Source organism: Allobosea sp. P2_B12, assembly GCF_056404835.1.
Genome location: NZ_JBFUDG010000003.1, coordinates 404,585 through 420,528, shown reverse-complemented (window position 1 = coordinate 420,528; position 15,944 = coordinate 404,585). Strand labels below are relative to the sequence as shown.

The window sequence follows — 15,944 nt, the reverse complement described above, 5'->3', positions numbered from 1 at the left end:
CGCCATGCCGTCTTCCACCGAAAGCGCCGATGTCGTCATTTGCGGAGGCGGCGCTATCGGCTCCTCCGTTGCCTATCATCTGGCGAGCGATCCCGGCTTCAGCGGCAAGGTCGTGGTGATCGAGAAGGACCCGACCTATCGCTACGCCGCCTCGGCGCTGTCGGCGGCCTCGATCCGCCAGCAATATTCCAGCGCGGTGAACATCCGCATTTCGCTGCATGGCATCGACTTCATGCGCAACATCGGCAGTCATCTCGCCGTCGATGGCGAGGTCCCGGTGATCGATCTGCATGAGGGCGGCTACCTCTATCTCGCGGGCGAGGAGGGCGCGCCCGTGCTGGCCGCGAACCAGGCTTTGCAGGCCGCCGAGGGTGCCGATATTGCGCTTTATGCTGCAGCTATGTTGCGCAGCAAATTTCCCTGGATGAATGTCGAGGATCTTGCCTGCGGCACCTTTGGCGTCAGCGGCGAAGGCTGGTTCGACGGCTGGGGCGTCTTGCAAGCCTTTCGCAAGAAGGCGCGGTCTCTCGGCGTCGAATATCGTCAGGGCGAGGTGGCGCGTTATGTCGTCGAGGCCGGCCGCGTCACCGGTGTCGAACTGTCCGATGGCAGCCGCATCGCCTGCGGCGCGGCGGTCAATGCGTCGGGCACCCATGGCGCCAGACTCGCCGCCACGGCCGGCATCGCGATCCCGGTGCGGTCGATGAAGCGCTATGTCTTCTCCTTCCTCTGCAAAAGCGAGGTCGAGAACTGTCCGCTGCTGATCGACCGCACTGGCGTCTGGTGCAGGCCGGAGGGCAAGCGCGGCAACGACGGCCAACTCTTCATCGGCAGTTGCTCGCCGCTCAGCGCCGAGCAGGATGAGGAATGGATCGAGACCGACCCGTCCGTCGAGGATGTCGACTGGGGTTTCTTCGAGGAAACGGTCTGGCCGGCGCTGGCGCACCGCATCCCCGCCTTCGAGCAGATCAAGCCGGGCCGGGCCTGGGCCGGGCCCTACGACATGAACGAACTCGACCACAACGCTATCATTGGTCCAGCCGTCGGCATGGCCGGGCTCTACCTTGCTAACGGCTTCTCCGGGCACGGTCTGCAGCAGGCGCCGGCGGTGGGGCGCGGGCTCGCCGAGCACATCGTGCTGGGCCGCTATCGCACGCTCGATCTCGCCGATCTCGGCCATGAGCGTATCCTGGCCGGCCGGCCCCTGCTGGAGACCAACATCATCTGACGGAACGGCTGCGGAAAGCGTCGTCCCGCGCCTTCTGCTGCTTGTCTGCTGGAGGTCCGTCGCCCGGTCGGCTGTTTTGCCCGGCCGGCCCGGCTTCAGGCCTACCGCCCCGTGGCTGTCAGGATCAAGTCGCTGATTTCCGTAAAATGAGAGATCAGCGCCAGGTGGCTGCCCTTCACCTCGATGGTTTTGGCGCCCATGCGCTTGGCCATGAACCGTTGGAGATCGGGGTCGATCGTGCGGTCCTCGGTCGAGACGGCATAGAAACTGGGCTTCGACCGCCAGGCGGCCTGCGTGGTCTTCCCGGCGAGCAGCGCCCTGTTGAAAGGCTGTTGCACGGCGTGGAGTATCCTGGCTTTCGCGGCCGGAATGTCCCCGGCGAAGTCGCGCAGGAAGGCTTCCTCCGAGAGCCGGCCCTCGTCGCCGTCGAACAGAATGCCGGCTGTCGCCGGCGGCGTCGGGAAGGTCTTGGCCAGCGCCGTGTAGTCCTCCCCTGCATCCGGAGCGCGTGCGGCCACATAGACCAGCGCCGAGACGTTGGGGTGCATGCCGGCCTGCGTGACGATCATGCCGGAGAAGGAATGCCCGACGAGGACGGTAGGCCCGTCCTGCCGCGCCAGAACGCGGTCGGTCGTGGCGACGCTCTCGGCGAGGGTCGTCAGCGGGTTCTGCACCGACGTGACATTGAGTCCGGCAGCCTGCAGCTGGCCGATCACGTCAATCCAGCAGGAGCCGTCGGCGAACAGCCCATGGACAAGGACCACATTGCGGATGGTGGAGGAAACGGCCTGCGCTTGCAAACTCCGGCCTGACATCAGGGAGGCGGCCGCGCCAGCGGCCAGCGCCGCGGTGAAACTGCGTCTGTCGATCGCCATGGCAATTCTCGCTGCTGCTTGGGTTTCGATAAGCCATTATAGGTGTAGGGGCTGGTTCTGGCGATCATGCTTGGATATGGCGCCGTCATCTATCGGCGTTATAGATCGCCGCAGGCTTCCCTCGCCGGAGGTCAATGCCACCAGACGGAGCCGCGCGTGATCGATCCCGCCTTCGCCAGCACCATGGCACGCTACAATGCCTGGCAAAACGACAGCCTCTACGCGGCTGGAGCGACGCTCGACGATGCCGCGCGACGACAGGACCGCGGCGCGTTTTTCAGGTCGATCCATGGCACGTTGTGTCATCTGCTCTGGGCCGACCGGATGTGGCTTTCGCGCTTCGCCGGCACGCCGAAGCCGGCGGTTCCGGGCAGCGAGTCGGCCCGGATGATCGAGGCTTGGGAGGAACTCGCCGTCGAGCGGCGGATCACCGATGCGCTGATCGGCGAATGGGCCGCGACGCTCTCGCCGGACTGGCTCGCCGGCGACCTGACCTGGGTTCCGGGCATCTCGCGCCGCGAGCTCACCAAGCCGAAAGCCCTGCTCGTCGCTCACATGTTCAACCACCAGACCCATCATCGCGGGCAGGTCCATGCCATGCTGACTGCGGCCGGCGCGAAGCCTGAGGATACCGACCTGATGCTGGTCGACGCGGTGCGCTGAACCGCACTGAGGGCTGGTCAGGTCGAAACGACCGGCTGCTGGTTGGCGCGTCTCGAACGGCCCCCGGCCTGAGCAGTCGCTCGGTCCTCGTCCTCCTTCCCGTCCGCGCGGTCGGGCGGCACGGCGGCCGTTACGTTCTGGCTGAGCTTCTGGAACAGGCCGAGCCCGACCAGCGCCGTCACCGCGAGGAAGACCAGCAGGCCGGGATAGACAATGTTCCCCATTGTCTCGCGCGAGGTCTTGGCGATCAGCACGAGCGATTCCAGGCTCAGCGCCACGATCATGATCGTCATGAACTTCGTCAGCGATCCCCGCGCCTCGGCCGGACGGCGCAGTTCGCGGTCGGCGACGACCTCCTCCTCGAACAGGAACTTGCCGACATCGGCGACCGCGACCGCGATGATGATCAGGCCGATGCCATCCAGCATTGTTTCCAGTGCGTTCTCGCCGGTCCAGTAGCCGGTCGTCGTGCGCCAGACCGCGACGCCGATCAGCAACACCGCCGCCGCCATCAGCGCAAACGCGATCACCGAGTAGAGAATGCGGCTGAACAGAAGCATCGAAAATCCCCCTATCCCGGAATCCGGGTCAATTGGGCAACGGCCCTGAGGCGGTGTGGTTCCCCGCGGAGCCACGCAGGCGCTGCCGGGAGAGCCGTCATGCCGGCGCAGCAATTGTGCGCAGCGAAGCCATCTGCGAAGCGTGGTGGATTCAGGAGTCCGCCATGCCCGATACTGCACACCTCGCAGCCTTCGCCTTGATCTGCTTGGGCATGGTGATCACGCCCGGCCCCAACATGATCTATCTGATCTCGCGGTCGATCGCGCAGGGGCGCATCGCCGGGCTGATCTCGCTCGGCGGCGTGGCACTCGGCTTCGTCGTCTACATGCTGAGCGCCGCCTTCGGCATCACGGCGCTGCTCTTCGCGGTGCCTTACGCCTATGACGCGCTGCGCATCGGCGGCGCGCTTTATCTGTTCTGGCTGGCCTGGCAGGCGGTGCGGCCCGGCGGCAACTCGCCCTTCCAGCTTCGCGACCTTCCATTCGACCGCCCACGCAAGCTCTTCATCATGGGCTTCGTCACGAGCCTGCTCAATCCCAAGATCGCCATGCTCTATCTGGCGCTGCTGCCGCAGTTCATCGATCCGGTGGCCGGCGCCGTGCTCGGGCAGTCGCTGGCACTGGGCTCGATCCAGATCGTGATCAGCCTGAGCGTCAACGCGATGATCGCCTGCGCGGCGGGATCGATCGCGCTGTTCCTGCGCGAGCGGCCGGCCTGGTCGCTGGCCCAGCGCTGGCTGATGGGCACCATGCTCGGCGGCTTCGCGATCAAGATGGCGACCGAGGCGCAGCGCTAGTCCGGTCGCAGGCACAATCCGAGGCGCCCAAGGCCGTCGTCCAGGCGCTGGGCTCGGCGTCGTCCAGGACGCCTCAGCGGGTCGCAGGCAGGGTGATGACCTCGGCGCGGGCGGTTGCGATGAAGGAGGCGCCGGCGCTCCGGCCGATTTCGGCCAGAACCGCGCCCAGTGCCTCGAAATCCTGCCGCCGCGGCGAACTGCGCCGCCAGACCAGCCCGATCGCGCGGCTCGGACCCGGTGCGGCAAAGGCAAGCAACGTCACCGGCATCTCCGGCCGGAGTTCGATCGGCAGCGCCATCGCCGGCATCAGCGTCGTGCCGAAGCCGTTGGCAACCATCTGCATGATGGTCGAGAGGCTCGACGCGCCATATTGCCGGCGCGAGCCGCTGCGCGCCGGGCCGCAGAAGGAAAGCGCCTGGTCGCGCAGGCAATGGCCTTCCTCGAGCAGCAGCAGATTGTCGCCCGACAGCGCCTGCTCCGGCGTGAAGCCCGCGCCCTTCGGGCCAGCATCGGAGGGCATCACCAGCAGGAACGGGTCGTCGAAGAGCGGCAGCGTCTCGAGCCCGCTGCGGTCGACCGGCAGCGACATCAGCGCGACGTCCAGTTGTCCGTCTACCAGCTCATCGAGCAGCGTGTTGGTCTGCGATTCCCGCAGTCGCAGCGCGAGCGCCGGATGGCGCCGTTGCAGCATCGGCAGCGCGGCGGGCAGCAGATAGGGCGCGATCGAGGGGATGACGCCGAGGTCGAGCTCGCCGCTGAGAAGGTTGGGCCGGTGCCGGGCATGATCGACGAGGTCGCTCGCCTCCAGCAGGATGCGGCGCGCCCGTTCCGCGATCTCGCGGCCGGTTTCGGTCAGCGAGATCGCGCCGCGCTGGCGCTCGACGAGCTGGCAGCCGAGCTGCGCTTCGAGCTCCTGGATCTGCAGCGAGAGCGCCGGCTGGCTGACATGGCACTCCTGCGCCGCACGGCCGAAATGCCGGTGTCGCGCCACGGCGGCGAAATAGCGAAGCTGCTTCAAGGTGATCATGACGATTTGATAAACTTATCGTGGATGCCCGTAAACAGTATTGGACATCATCGTCACAAAGCGCTGTTAGTTCGACCAATTCGAAATTGGGCCAGGGGGGATCCCGCCCGGCGAATGATGGAGGACAGCATGTCGAAGAACCCGACCATGACGACCACGGCCGGCGCGCCGATTCCCGACAACCAGAATTCGATCACCGCCGGCGAGCGCGGCCCGGTCCTGCTGCAGGATTACCAGCTCCTCGAAAAGCTCGCCCACCAGAACCGCGAGCGCATTCCCGAGCGCGCCGTCCATGCCAAGGGCTGGGGCGCGCATGGCACGCTGACCATCACCGGCGACATCTCGAAATACACCAAGGCGAAGGTGCTTCAGCCCGGCGCGACGACGCCGATGATCGCGCGCTTCTCCACCGTGGCCGGCGAGATGGGCGCGGCCGATGCCGAGCGTGACGTCCGCGGCTTCTCGCTGAAATTCTACACGGAGGAGGGCAACTGGGACCTCGTCGGCAACAACACGCCGGTCTTCTTCGTGCGCGACCCCGTGAAGTTCCCCGACTTCATCCACACCCAGAAGCGCCACCCCAAGACCAATATGCGCTCGCCGACCGCGATGTGGGATTTCTGGTCGCTCTCGCCTGAGAGCCTGCACCAGGTGACGATCCTGATGTCGGATCGCGGGCTGCCGACCGATGTGCGCCACATCAACGGCTATGGCTCGCACACCTTCTCGCTCTGGAACGATTCAGGCGAGCGCTACTGGGTGAAGTTCCACTTCAAGACCCTGCAGGGCCACAAGCACTGGACCAACGAAGAGGCCGAGAAGGTCATCGGCAAGACCCGCGAATCGACGCAGGAAGACCTCTTCAACGCGATCGAGAACGGCGAATTCCCGCGCTGGAAGATGCAGGTCCAGATCATGCCGGAGCTCGACGCCGAGAAGACCTCCTACAACCCCTTCGACCTGACCAAGGTCTGGCCGCACAGCGAATACCCGGTGATCGACGTCGGCGTCTTCGAGCTGAACCGCAATGCCGAGAACTACTTCGCCGAGATCGAGAACGCGGCCTATTCGCCGTCCAACATCGTGCCCGGCATCGGCTTCTCGCCCGACAAGATGCTGCAGGCTCGCGTCTTTTCCTATGCCGACGCCCATCGTCACCGGCTCGGCACGCATTACGAGAACATTCCGGTCAACCAGCCGAAAGCCCCGGTCGCGCATTATCATCGCGATGGCCAGATGAACACCTATGGCGGCATCCGCACCGGCAATCCGGACGCTTATTACGAGCCCAACTCCTTCGGCGGGCCGGTCGAGGCGCCTTCCGCCAAGGAGCCGCCGCTGAAGATCTCGGGCGATGCCGACCGCTACAATCACCGCATCGGCAATGACGACTATTCGCAGCCGCGCGCGCTCTTCAACCTGTTCGACGCCGGCGAGAAGGAGCGGCTGTTCTCCAACATCGCAGCCGCGATGGGGGGCATCCCGCGCGAGATCGAGGAGCGCCAGCTGGCGCATTTCGACAAGGTCCATCCGGACTACGGCAATGGTGTCCGCCGCGCTCTGGCGAAGGCCGACGGCACCGAGCGTCCGGCCATCTCGGTGACCCCGAACACGCCGCAGCAGGCCGCCGAATAAGCCGGCGCGGCCACGGCTCGACGATGGGAAGGCCCGCTTGCAACCGCAGGCGGGCTTTTTTCATGAACCCAACGGTGGCTCGCCGCGACGGAGAAGAAGGGTAGACCGCCCCGGCATAACGTCTTCCTGTGGCTCATGTTACGTTGTCGCCGCGTCAACTGGCGGAATGCCGGGCATGAGGGAGGTTTCGATGGCCTGCTCCTACGCGCGGATCGGATCTCTGACCGGGTTCATGGTCGCGCTTGCCAGCGGCATCAGCGCCACCCCCGCTCTGGCCCAGAAGGCTGACCCGATCGCGCTCTGCAAATCCGAGAAGACCGAGAGGAGCATCGCCGCCTGCACGACTGTCCTGAAGGGGCGCGGCGATCTGAAGGTCAGGGCGTCGGCGCTGCTGGCCCGCGCCCAGGCCTATTGGGCGCTCAACCGTCTCGCGGAGGCCGAGAAGGACTACAACGAAACGATCCGGCTGGTGCCCAATTTCGGTGCGCTCTACCGCGACCGGGGGCAGATCCGCTTCGGCCTGAGCAATCAGCAGGGAGCGATGGCGGATTTCGACGTCGCCCTCGACAAGGACCCCTTCGACGCCGACAACCATGCCAATCGTGGCTATCTCAAGATGCTGCAATATGATTTCGAAGGCGCCCGCGAGGATTTTCGAAAAGGCATTTTCTGGCAGAAGGAGCATCCGCGCAGCCACTACATGATGGGGCTGCTGCATTACTCCACGGGCCAGTACCGTGAGGCGGTTGCGGCGATCGGGCAGGCGCGCGCGCTGGGCTTCAAGGGCAATGAGGCCTTCATCACCAAGGCTCGCAGCCACTTTTATCTCAATGCCTACGACCTCGCCGAAAGTGAAGCCTCGGACGGCCTGGCAGTTTTCCCGACCGTCTACGATTTGAGCGAGATTCGGGCGCGGGCGCGGCTGGCACAGAACAAGATGGCCGACGCCCTCGCCGATGCCGAAAGTGTTGTCCAGGTTGCACCGCGCTATGGCCGCGCCTTTGCGACGCGGGCGGCTGTCAAGCTCGCCATGAAGGATCTGACCGGCGCGCGGGCCGATGCAGACAAGGCGATCGAACTCGATCCGAATCTGTTCGACGCCACCAAGGTCAAGGCCGAGATCCTGCTGCAGGCCGGCGACAAGGCCGGCGCGCGGGCGCTCTATGCGCAATCGGCCGCGCGCACCGACGCGAAGATGGCCCATGACAAGACCTCGAAGGCCGTCGCGGCGGCCTGGGTGATCGAGCTCGACGCGCCGCCGCCGATCATCGTCGCCGAGCTTGGCGAGGCCGAACTGAAGACGCGCTGCGGCAACAAGGACGATCCGCTGCGGATGCAGTCCTGCGACCGGCTGGTTGAGACCGCGACCACGCCACCAGCAAAAGCCGACATGCTGCTCCTGCGTTCGAAGGCGCGACCCTTTGGCGAACGGCTCGGCGATCTCGATCTCGCCGTCGCGGCGGCCCCCGATTATCTGGTCGCAACTCTCGCTCGGGCACAAGGGCACCTGGCGTTATTCGCCTTTGGCACCGACCTCGGACCTTATGAGCGGGCCTGGGCAGATGCCAACAGCGTGGTGCGTCGCGCCGCCGCCGGGTCCAAGGAACGCGAGCAGGCGCTTGCGGTGCGCGCGCACGCATCGCATGGCAAGGGCGACTACGAGGCCGCGATCGTCGATCTGACGGAGATGGTCGCGCTCGGCGCCTCCGAGCCCTATGCGCTCGAAATGCGCGGCTCAGCGCTCTTGATGGCGGGCAGGCCGGCCGCTGCGCTGGCTGACCTGCGGGAGATGCGCCGGATCATCACCGACCGGCGGCGCCTTGTGGTTCAGCAGGGCGATTTCGTTCTGGCTCTCATCGAGAACGGCAATATCGACGAGGCTCTGACCGTGATCGAGGCCTGGGTGCGGGACGATCCGGGTGGGTCGTTCTCGCGCGATGCGTTGCGTGCGCGTGCGCTGCTGATGCGTGGCGACGTCACCGGAGCACAGGCGCTCGCCGCGACCGCTGTCGCCACCAATCAGCTCAATCTCGGCGCGCTGGCCGTCCGCGGCATCGCATCCGCGCGCCTCGGCAATGCGCTCGACGCGGTGTCGGACATCGGCGCGGTGATCGAGGCGGGGGCAAGCCCCTTCAAGGCGGCCACCAGCGGCCTGACACCGGGCTTTGTCGCCGAACTGTACCTGCAACGCGGCTTGGCGCGGGTTCAGCTTCGGCAAATTAACGCTGCCCGCGCCGACTTCAGTGAGGCAATTCGGCGCGCGCCCGATCTCGCCCGTGCTTACGCCGAGCGTGCCCGTCTCGCGCTGCGCGCCGACAACCCCGCCGCCCTGACCGACATCGCCATGGCGCTCCGGATCGAGCCCAACGAGCCGCGCTGGCAGGCGCTGGCGGCCCGCATCAATCTGGCAACTGGCGACAATGCCGCCGCCGAGCGCTTCGCCAACGCTGCGCTCGCCGCCCCCGCGCCTGAGCCCGACCTGCTGCTGCTGCGCGCCAGAGCGAGGATCGGCCTCGGCAAGTTCGGCGAGGCGGCGCAGGACGCGACCGCGCGGCTGGCGGCGGCCACGTCCGACACCGAGGCGCTGCTGGTCCGCATCGAGGCGCGGACGGGGCAGGGCGATCTCAAGGCAGCGCTGACCGACGCCGAGGCGGCGCGCGCGGTGCAGGGCGGCGATGCCCGCATCCTGCTCGCCTTGGCCGAGCTGAAGGCGCGCAGCGGCGACGCTCCCGGCGCGATCGGCGCTTTCGAGGAGGCCGCCGCCAAGCCCGACGCGGCGCTGCAGGCCAATAAGCGGCTGGGCGATCTCTATGCCGGTATCGCCTCGGACCAGTTGGCGCTCGGCTACTATGCCAAGGCGATCGAGCAGCCGGCCCGCAGGCCCGAGGACGAGGCGCTGAGGGCCGCCGCCCGAACGGCGCGCGATGCGCTGATCCGCAAGATGGCGGCGCCGAAATAGCGCGTTCCGCGCTTTTTGCGCAGGGCCGGTCGCATCGACGCGCTACCGGGCTCGCGCATCCTTGTCTAAGCTTCGGACTAGTCCCGTCCGGAACCATGAGACATCGCCATGAGCGCTATGACGCCTGAGGAAGCCAAGGTCAGCGCCTGGCTCGGAGACCGCAAGGAGGCGATGGTCGCGCTGCTGCGCGAGATGGTCGACACCGATTCAGGCTCCTACGACAAGGCCGGCGTCGATCGCGCCGGGCAGGTGCTGGCCCGCTTCCATGAAGGCAACGGGCTTGAGGTCGAGATCATCCCCGATGCCCGCTATGGCGACGCGGTCAAGGCGCGCCTGCCCAATCCGACCGCCAACGACCAGCGCCCGGTGCTGCTGCTCGGCCATCGCGACACGGTCTTCCCGCGGGGCGAGCCGACGCGGCGGCCCTTCACGATCAAGAATGGCCGCGCCTATGGTCCAGGCGTCGCCGACATGAAGGCAGGCCTGGTGATCGAGGCCTTCGTCGCGGCGGCCTTCGCGCAATGCGGCGGGTTGTCGGCGCCGCTGACGATGCTGACCACCAGCGACGAGGAGATCGGCTCGCCATCCTCGCGCCCGGTCATCGAGGCGGCGGCGCGCGAGTCGCGCTGCGTCTTCAACGCCGAGCCGAGCCGCCTGCCTGCTGGCACGGAGTTCGCGCGCGACCAGCGCCAGTCGATCACCAGCGGCCGCAAGGGCGGCGTCTTCATGCGCGCCGAGTTCACCGGCAAGCCGGCCCATTCCGGTGCGAATTACGAGAAAGGCGCCTCGGCTATCGTCGATCTCGGGCACAAGATCCCGAAGCTCCAGGGCCTGACCGACCTCGCCAGGGGTGTCACCGTCAATGTCGGGCTGATCGGCGGCGGCCAGACGGTCAACACGGTCGCGCCCAGCGCCTGGTGCGAGATCGACCTGCGCTATGTCACGGCCGACCAGCGCAGCGAACTCGTCGCCGCGATCCGCGCCATTATCGAGACGCCGATCGTTGAGGGCACAAGCGCCGCGCTCTCGATCAAGGGCGAATTCCTGCCGCTCGAAGGCACCCCCGAGTCGCGCAAGCTGTTCGAGACCTATCGCGAGGCGTCTGCCGGTTTCGGCATCGCGACCATCGCGGAGTTCACCGGCGGCTGCGCCGATTCAGGCTTCACGGCCGCACAGGGCATCCCCACCCTGTGCAGTGTCGGACCGATCGGCGGCATGGCCCATACGCCAGACGAGTTCCTGGAGGTCGAGAGCATCGTGCCCGCCGCGCAGGTGCTGGCGCTGGCGGTGATGCGGGCGGCGAAGCTGATGGAGTGAGGCCGAAGCCGTCATGCTCGGGCTCGACCCGAGCATCTCCATCCGGAAAGCCAACCTGATCCCGTCATGGTCGCCCTTGTGGCGACCATCCACGTCTTCCTTGGGCGCGGGCGGGGCTTAAGACGTGGATGCTCGGGACAAGCCCGAGCATGACGGGTTTGTCCGCCTCAGAACGCTTCTTCCCAGTTCCGGCTTAGCCGCATCGCCGAATTGATCATTCCGACATGGGAGTAGGTCTGCGGGAAATTGCCCCAGAGTTCGCCGGTTTTCAGATCGGCATCCTCTGAGAGCAGGCCGAAGCTGTTGCGGCGCTCGAGAATGCGGCCGAAGAGCTCCTTGGCCTCCTCGCGCCGACCGATCGCGTGCAGTGCATCGACATACCAGAAGGCGCAGATCAGGAAGCCGGTGTGCATGAACCCGAAATCGTCCTGGGTCGCATAGCGCAGCAAGAGGTCGCCGCGCGTCAGGTCGCGTCCGATCGCCTCGACCGTGGCGATGAAGCGCGAATCGTCCGGCTTCAGGAAGCCGATTTCGGCGAACAGCAGCAGGGTCGCGTCGAGCTCAGTCCCGCCGAAGGTCGAGACGAGATGGCCCTTCTCCTCGTTCCAGATCTGCTCGAGAATCACGGCCTTGAGCCGCTTCGCCTCGCCCTTCCAGTACTCCTTGCGGTCGGCGCGGCCGAGCGTTCCGGCGATCCGTGCGAGCCGGTCGCAGGCCGCCCAACACATCACGCTGGAAAAGGAATGCACGGCCTCCTTCTCGCGCAGCTCCCAGGGACCGGCATCGGGCTTGTCGAAACAGGTGATGGCGAGTTCGCCCATCCGTTCGAGCTGGCCGAACAACGATTCCTTGCCCGGCTGGATCAGGCGCTGGTCGAAGAAGGAATGCGTCGCGGCCAGCACGACTGCGCCATAGCCGTCGTTCTGGATCTGCGTCGCCGCGCCATTGCCGAAGCGCACCGGCTGATGGCCGCGATAGCCCGACAGATTGGGCGCCTCGAACTCGTCGAGCGTGCCGCCGCGCGTGATCGGATAGAGCGGCGGCAGATGCTCGGCACCGCTTTCCGTGAAGGTATCGACGATGTTGGTGATGAAGCCGAGATAGTCCTCCATCGTCCGCGTCGTGCCGAGTCGGTTGAGGGCATGGACGACGAAATAGGCGTCGCGCAGCCAGCAGAAGCGGTAATCCCAGTTGCGCTGCGTGCCCGGCGCCTCGGGGATCGAGGTGGTCAGTGCGGCGACAATCGCGCCTGTTTCTTCGAAGGCGCACAGCTTCAGCGTGATCGCGGCACGAATAACCTCGCGCTGATATTCGAAGGGGAGCGAGAGCGAGCGCACCCAGTCGCGCCAGTAATCCGTGGTCTTGTCGAGGAACTCGCGCGAGGTCTCCTCGATCTCGGCACGCAGAGCCTCGTCTGAGCCGATGAAGAACGAGAAAGGCCGGTCGACCGCGAAGGGAACGCCATCGACGACATAGGAGATCGGCGCATCCGTCGTCAGGCGGATGCTCTGGTCGGCGCCGACGAAGCGGACATGGTTCGAGCCGCGCGTGATCTCGTCGGGGTCCTCGCCGAGGCCCAGGCATGGCTTGACGACGACGCGGATGCGCGGCCGGCCCGAGATCCGGCGAACCCGGCGCACCAACTGGGGCGGGCGGAAGAAGCGCTCATAGCGGACGAAACGGGGCGCGAAATCGAGAATCTCGATGGCATTGCCGTGATCGTCGGAGAGCACCGAGGACAGGATCGCCGTGTTGTCGAGATAGCTCTGCTCGCAGAGCGTCATGCCGACCAGCTCGATCGCGAAGACGCCCTTGCGGGGCATCGCGTCGCCGTCCGCAATCTGGTTGTCGATCAGCGCGCAGAAGACCGGATCGCGATCGAAGCGCGGAAAGCAGCCCCAGACGATGCGCGCGCGCCGGTCGATGAGCGCCGCGATCGAGCAATTGCCGATCACGCCGAGGTCGAGCGAGGCCGAGAGCGGCCCCGCATTCGTCATCGAAACTGTCATCGTCACTCTTGTGAAAAGCTGGAGGCGGTCAGGCTGCCGCGTTCGGCGGCGTCGAGCAGAATGGCATGCAACGAGGTCGGCGAGCCAATCCGAAGCTTTGCCTGCGTCTCGCCTTCGCCGATGCGGATCGTAAGCCCGCCAAGCGCGTTGACCGCCTCGAAGCCGTGCTCGTCGGTGATGTCGTCGCCGATAAAGACAGGAAGGCGCCCGGCATATGGTGCCAGCTGCATCAACTGGGCGATGGCCGTGCCCTTGCTGGCTTCGGCTGGAACAAGTTCCGCGACGGACTTGCCTTCCTGAAGCCGAATGCCCGGCCCCATGCGCGCCGCGACAGCGCGCATCAAGTCGAGAGCCTCATCCTTGAGCTGCGGCGCGAGCCGCCAGTGCAGCGCAGCCGAGATTCGCTTGTCCTCGACGATGATGCCGACATGGCTGTTGGCGAACCGCACGAGATCGCGCAGCGCGCCGCGCATCTCATCGGGAACGGCCGATTGCGAGCGGATCTCGCCGTCGAGCCTGATCTGGGCGCCATGCAGGCCCGCCGTGTCGAAGCGGTAGGGCTCGAGCGCCGCATCGAGAAACGAAACCGGCCGGCCGGAAACCAGGGCGAGCGCCCCGCCCAGGCTCGTGCGCAGGATGTCGAGAGCGGCCGGCAGGCGCCGGTCGACCCGGACCTCATCGGGCGAGGGGGCGATTTCGACGAGCGTGCCGTCGAAGTCGAGAAAGAGCGCGATCTCCCGTGCCGCGGCAGGCAGGTCCAGGGTCTCGTCTATGGTTTCCGGGTCGCTCAGTGTCATCATCCTGGCCTGTCTGGACACCAAAACCGGCGGAAACAGGGCGCTGGAACGATGCCGATCCGTCTCGTCTGTTCGGCTCTCGGCATAAACGACGATCCTGTTCTCGACCTCGCCACAGTTTGCCTTCAATCTGCCGTCGTGGCCTCGATTTTAACGCAAGGCCGACATCGCGTTGCCGGAGATCGGCGCGCGCTCATGGAAACATTACGTTCGCAGCAGCGTTCTGTTCCTGCCCCGGTGTCGAAATTCGGGCACTCGAAATTCGGACACCTGCCAAATTCTGGCATCGGCCGACAGGGAGAACCGTTCCGCCATGCGTCTTGTGATCGTCTCGAACCGAGTCACCATCCCGGAGCGCCAGGAAAAGGCCGCTGCCGGCGGCCTGGCGGTGGCTCTGCGCGAGGCGCTCGAAAAGCAGGGGGGCCTCTGGTTCGGCTGGAGCGGCGGTGTCAGCGAGGCGGCGGCGGAGCCGCGCGTCGTCCAGCGCGGCAAGGTCACTTACGCCGTCACCGACCTGACCGAGGCCGAGCGGCAGAGTTATTATCTCGGCTTCTCCAACCGAGCGCTATGGCCGATCATGCATTATCGGCTCGGCCTGACCGAGTTCTCCCGCGCCGATTACGCTGGCTATCTCGGCGTCAACCGGCGCTTCGCCAAGGCCCTGATGGCGCTGCTGCAGCCCGACGACATCATCTGGATCCACGATTACCATATGATTCCGCTGGCCGCGGAACTGCGCCGGCGCGGCGTCACCAACCGCATCGGCTATTTCCATCACATTCCCTGGCCGCCGGCCGAGGTCATCGGCGCGCTGCCCTTCGCCGCCACCCTCGTCAACACGCTCGCCTCCTACGACCTCGTCGGCATGCAGACCCCCCTCGATGTCCGCAACCTGATCGCCGGCCTCGTCTCCATGTGCGGTGCCAACAGTGATGGCCGCAAGGTCAGGGTCGGTCGCCGTGAAACCATCGTCGAGGCCTTCCCGATCGGCATCGACGTCGAGGCCTTCCGCAAGCTGGCGGCGGCGTCCGTGCGTTCGGCCACGACCCCGCTGAAGACGACCCGGCAGTCGCTCGGCGAGCGCAAGCTCGTCGTCGGCGTCGACAGGCTCGATTACTCCAAGGGGATCGTTCAGCGCCTAGAGGCTTTCGGGCAGTTCCTGCGCAGCCATCCTGAGCAGCGCGGCCGCGTCGGCATGCTCCAGATCGCACCGCCTTCGCGCTCCGACGTTCCCGAATATGCCGAACTCGACAGGCAGTCCGACGAGGTCGCCGGCCGGCTGAACGCGGCGCTCGGCGAATTCGACTGGACGCCGATCCGCGTCGTCAAGAAGACCTATTCCCGCAATGCCCTGGCGGGCTTCTACCGCCGCGCGCAGGTCGGGCTGGTGACGCCGATGCGCGACGGCATGAACCTCGTCGCCAAGGAATACATCGCAGCGCAGGATCCCGCCGATCCCGGCGTGCTGGTGCTCTCACGCTTTGCCGGTGCGGCCCAGCAGATGGGAGAGGCGCTCATCGTCAACCCCTATGACACCCACGAGGTCGCGGAGGCGATCCGAACCGCGCTCGCCATGCCGAAGTCCGAACGCATCCGCCGCTTTGAGCGCCTCTACGCCACGATCGACGAGACCGATATCGACTGGTGGACGAAGCGCTATCTCGACGCGCTCTCCGGCCTGGGCATGACGCAGACTGAGATCGCGCCACCGGCGAGGGCGAAGCCCAAGCCGGCCGTGGCGGCGCGCGGGCGCAAGTCCGCCCAAGCCAAACCGGCCAAGGCCAACTCAGCCAAGCCCGGGTCCGTCGACAAAACTCCGGGAGGCAAGAGGGCGACCAAGACTGCGCGCACCGCTGCGCTCACGGGCACGGCGGCGCCGTCCTGACGATCCCGGTCCCGTTCTCTCCACGCTTCATCCCCCAGAAAGATTGTCCGACGGAGCCGGCGGATCGCGCGGTATCCTTTCCCTTTTCGCAGCCGGGCTTGCCGAACCCCGGCTTGCCTCGCTAGAAGGCGGCGGAAGGCCGGAGGCCGCTTGCGACTCGGCTGCGACAGGTGTCAGGGTCTGCAATGGTCT

General features: G+C 66.3%; 12 protein-coding genes. 7 read left to right on the top strand and 5 right to left on the bottom strand.

Going from position 1 to position 15,944, the window contains the following annotated elements:
- Positions 1 to 4 precede the first annotated feature (4 nt).
- On the top strand, positions 5 to 1,228 hold the full coding sequence (locus AC1DYU_RS10820; protein WP_476791614.1) for an NAD(P)/FAD-dependent oxidoreductase: 1,224 nt from the start codon (positions 5 to 7) through the stop codon (positions 1,226 to 1,228).
- A gap of 101 nt (positions 1,229 to 1,329) precedes the next feature.
- On the opposite strand, the gene AC1DYU_RS10815 is transcribed toward AC1DYU_RS10820, so the two are convergent.
- Positions 1,330 to 2,103, bottom strand: a complete 774-nt coding sequence (locus tag AC1DYU_RS10815) for an alpha/beta fold hydrolase (RefSeq protein ID WP_476791613.1) — start codon at positions 2,101 to 2,103, stop codon at positions 1,330 to 1,332.
- A gap of 156 nt (positions 2,104 to 2,259) precedes the next feature.
- Here AC1DYU_RS10815 and AC1DYU_RS10810 point away from each other — a divergent pair, with 156 nt between their 5' ends.
- On the top strand, positions 2,260 to 2,766 hold the full coding sequence (locus tag AC1DYU_RS10810) for a DinB family protein (protein ID WP_476791612.1): 507 nt from the start codon (positions 2,260 to 2,262) through the stop codon (positions 2,764 to 2,766).
- A 17-nt stretch (positions 2,767 to 2,783) separates the two neighbouring features.
- Here the strand turns inward: AC1DYU_RS10810 and AC1DYU_RS10805 are convergent, their stop codons facing one another.
- Positions 2,784 to 3,326: a hypothetical protein gene (locus AC1DYU_RS10805; protein ID WP_476791611.1), complete on the bottom strand. Its 543-nt coding sequence runs from the start codon at positions 3,324 to 3,326 to the stop codon at positions 2,784 to 2,786.
- A 164-nt stretch (positions 3,327 to 3,490) separates the two neighbouring features.
- Here AC1DYU_RS10805 and AC1DYU_RS10800 point away from each other — a divergent pair, with 164 nt between their 5' ends.
- Positions 3,491 to 4,123, top strand: coding sequence for a LysE family translocator (locus tag AC1DYU_RS10800; RefSeq protein WP_476791610.1), 633 nt, complete (start codon positions 3,491 to 3,493; stop codon positions 4,121 to 4,123).
- A 73-nt stretch (positions 4,124 to 4,196) separates the two neighbouring features.
- Here the strand turns inward: AC1DYU_RS10800 and AC1DYU_RS10795 are convergent, their stop codons facing one another.
- Entirely contained in the window at positions 4,197 to 5,150 is a 954-nt protein-coding gene (locus tag AC1DYU_RS10795; protein ID WP_476791609.1) for a hydrogen peroxide-inducible genes activator, read from the bottom strand.
- 129 nt (positions 5,151 to 5,279) lie between these two features.
- Between AC1DYU_RS10795 and AC1DYU_RS10790 the strand changes: the two genes are divergently transcribed.
- The 3 genes from AC1DYU_RS10790 (at position 5,280) to AC1DYU_RS10780 (ending at position 11,061) form a co-directional block, all read left to right on the top strand.
- Entirely contained in the window at positions 5,280 to 6,785 is a 1,506-nt protein-coding gene (locus tag AC1DYU_RS10790) for a catalase (RefSeq protein WP_476791608.1), read from the top strand.
- 190 nt (positions 6,786 to 6,975) lie between these two features.
- A complete protein-coding gene (locus tag AC1DYU_RS10785; protein ID WP_476791607.1) occupies positions 6,976 to 9,744 on the top strand; it encodes a tetratricopeptide repeat protein in 2,769 nt (922 codons plus the stop codon).
- Positions 9,745 to 9,861: 117 nt separating this feature from the next.
- The gene (locus AC1DYU_RS10780) at positions 9,862 to 11,061 is read left to right on the top strand and encodes a M20 family metallopeptidase (protein WP_476791743.1); all 1,200 of its coding nucleotides are present in this window, start codon (positions 9,862 to 9,864) and stop codon (positions 11,059 to 11,061) included.
- Positions 11,062 to 11,228: 167 nt separating this feature from the next.
- On the opposite strand, the gene AC1DYU_RS10775 is transcribed toward AC1DYU_RS10780, so the two are convergent.
- Together AC1DYU_RS10775 and otsB are read right to left on the bottom strand one after the other, a co-directional pair.
- Entirely contained in the window at positions 11,229 to 13,070 is a 1,842-nt protein-coding gene (locus tag AC1DYU_RS10775) for a glycoside hydrolase family 15 protein (RefSeq protein WP_476791606.1), read from the bottom strand.
- A gap of 2 nt (positions 13,071 to 13,072) precedes the next feature.
- Positions 13,073 to 13,867, bottom strand: a complete 795-nt coding sequence (otsB, locus tag AC1DYU_RS10770) for a trehalose-phosphatase (protein ID WP_476791605.1) — start codon at positions 13,865 to 13,867, stop codon at positions 13,073 to 13,075.
- A gap of 313 nt (positions 13,868 to 14,180) precedes the next feature.
- Between otsB and otsA the strand changes: the two genes are divergently transcribed.
- Entirely contained in the window at positions 14,181 to 15,752 is a 1,572-nt protein-coding gene (gene otsA, locus AC1DYU_RS10765) for an alpha,alpha-trehalose-phosphate synthase (UDP-forming) (RefSeq protein ID WP_476791604.1), read from the top strand.
- Positions 15,753 to 15,944: the final 192 nt, after the last annotated feature.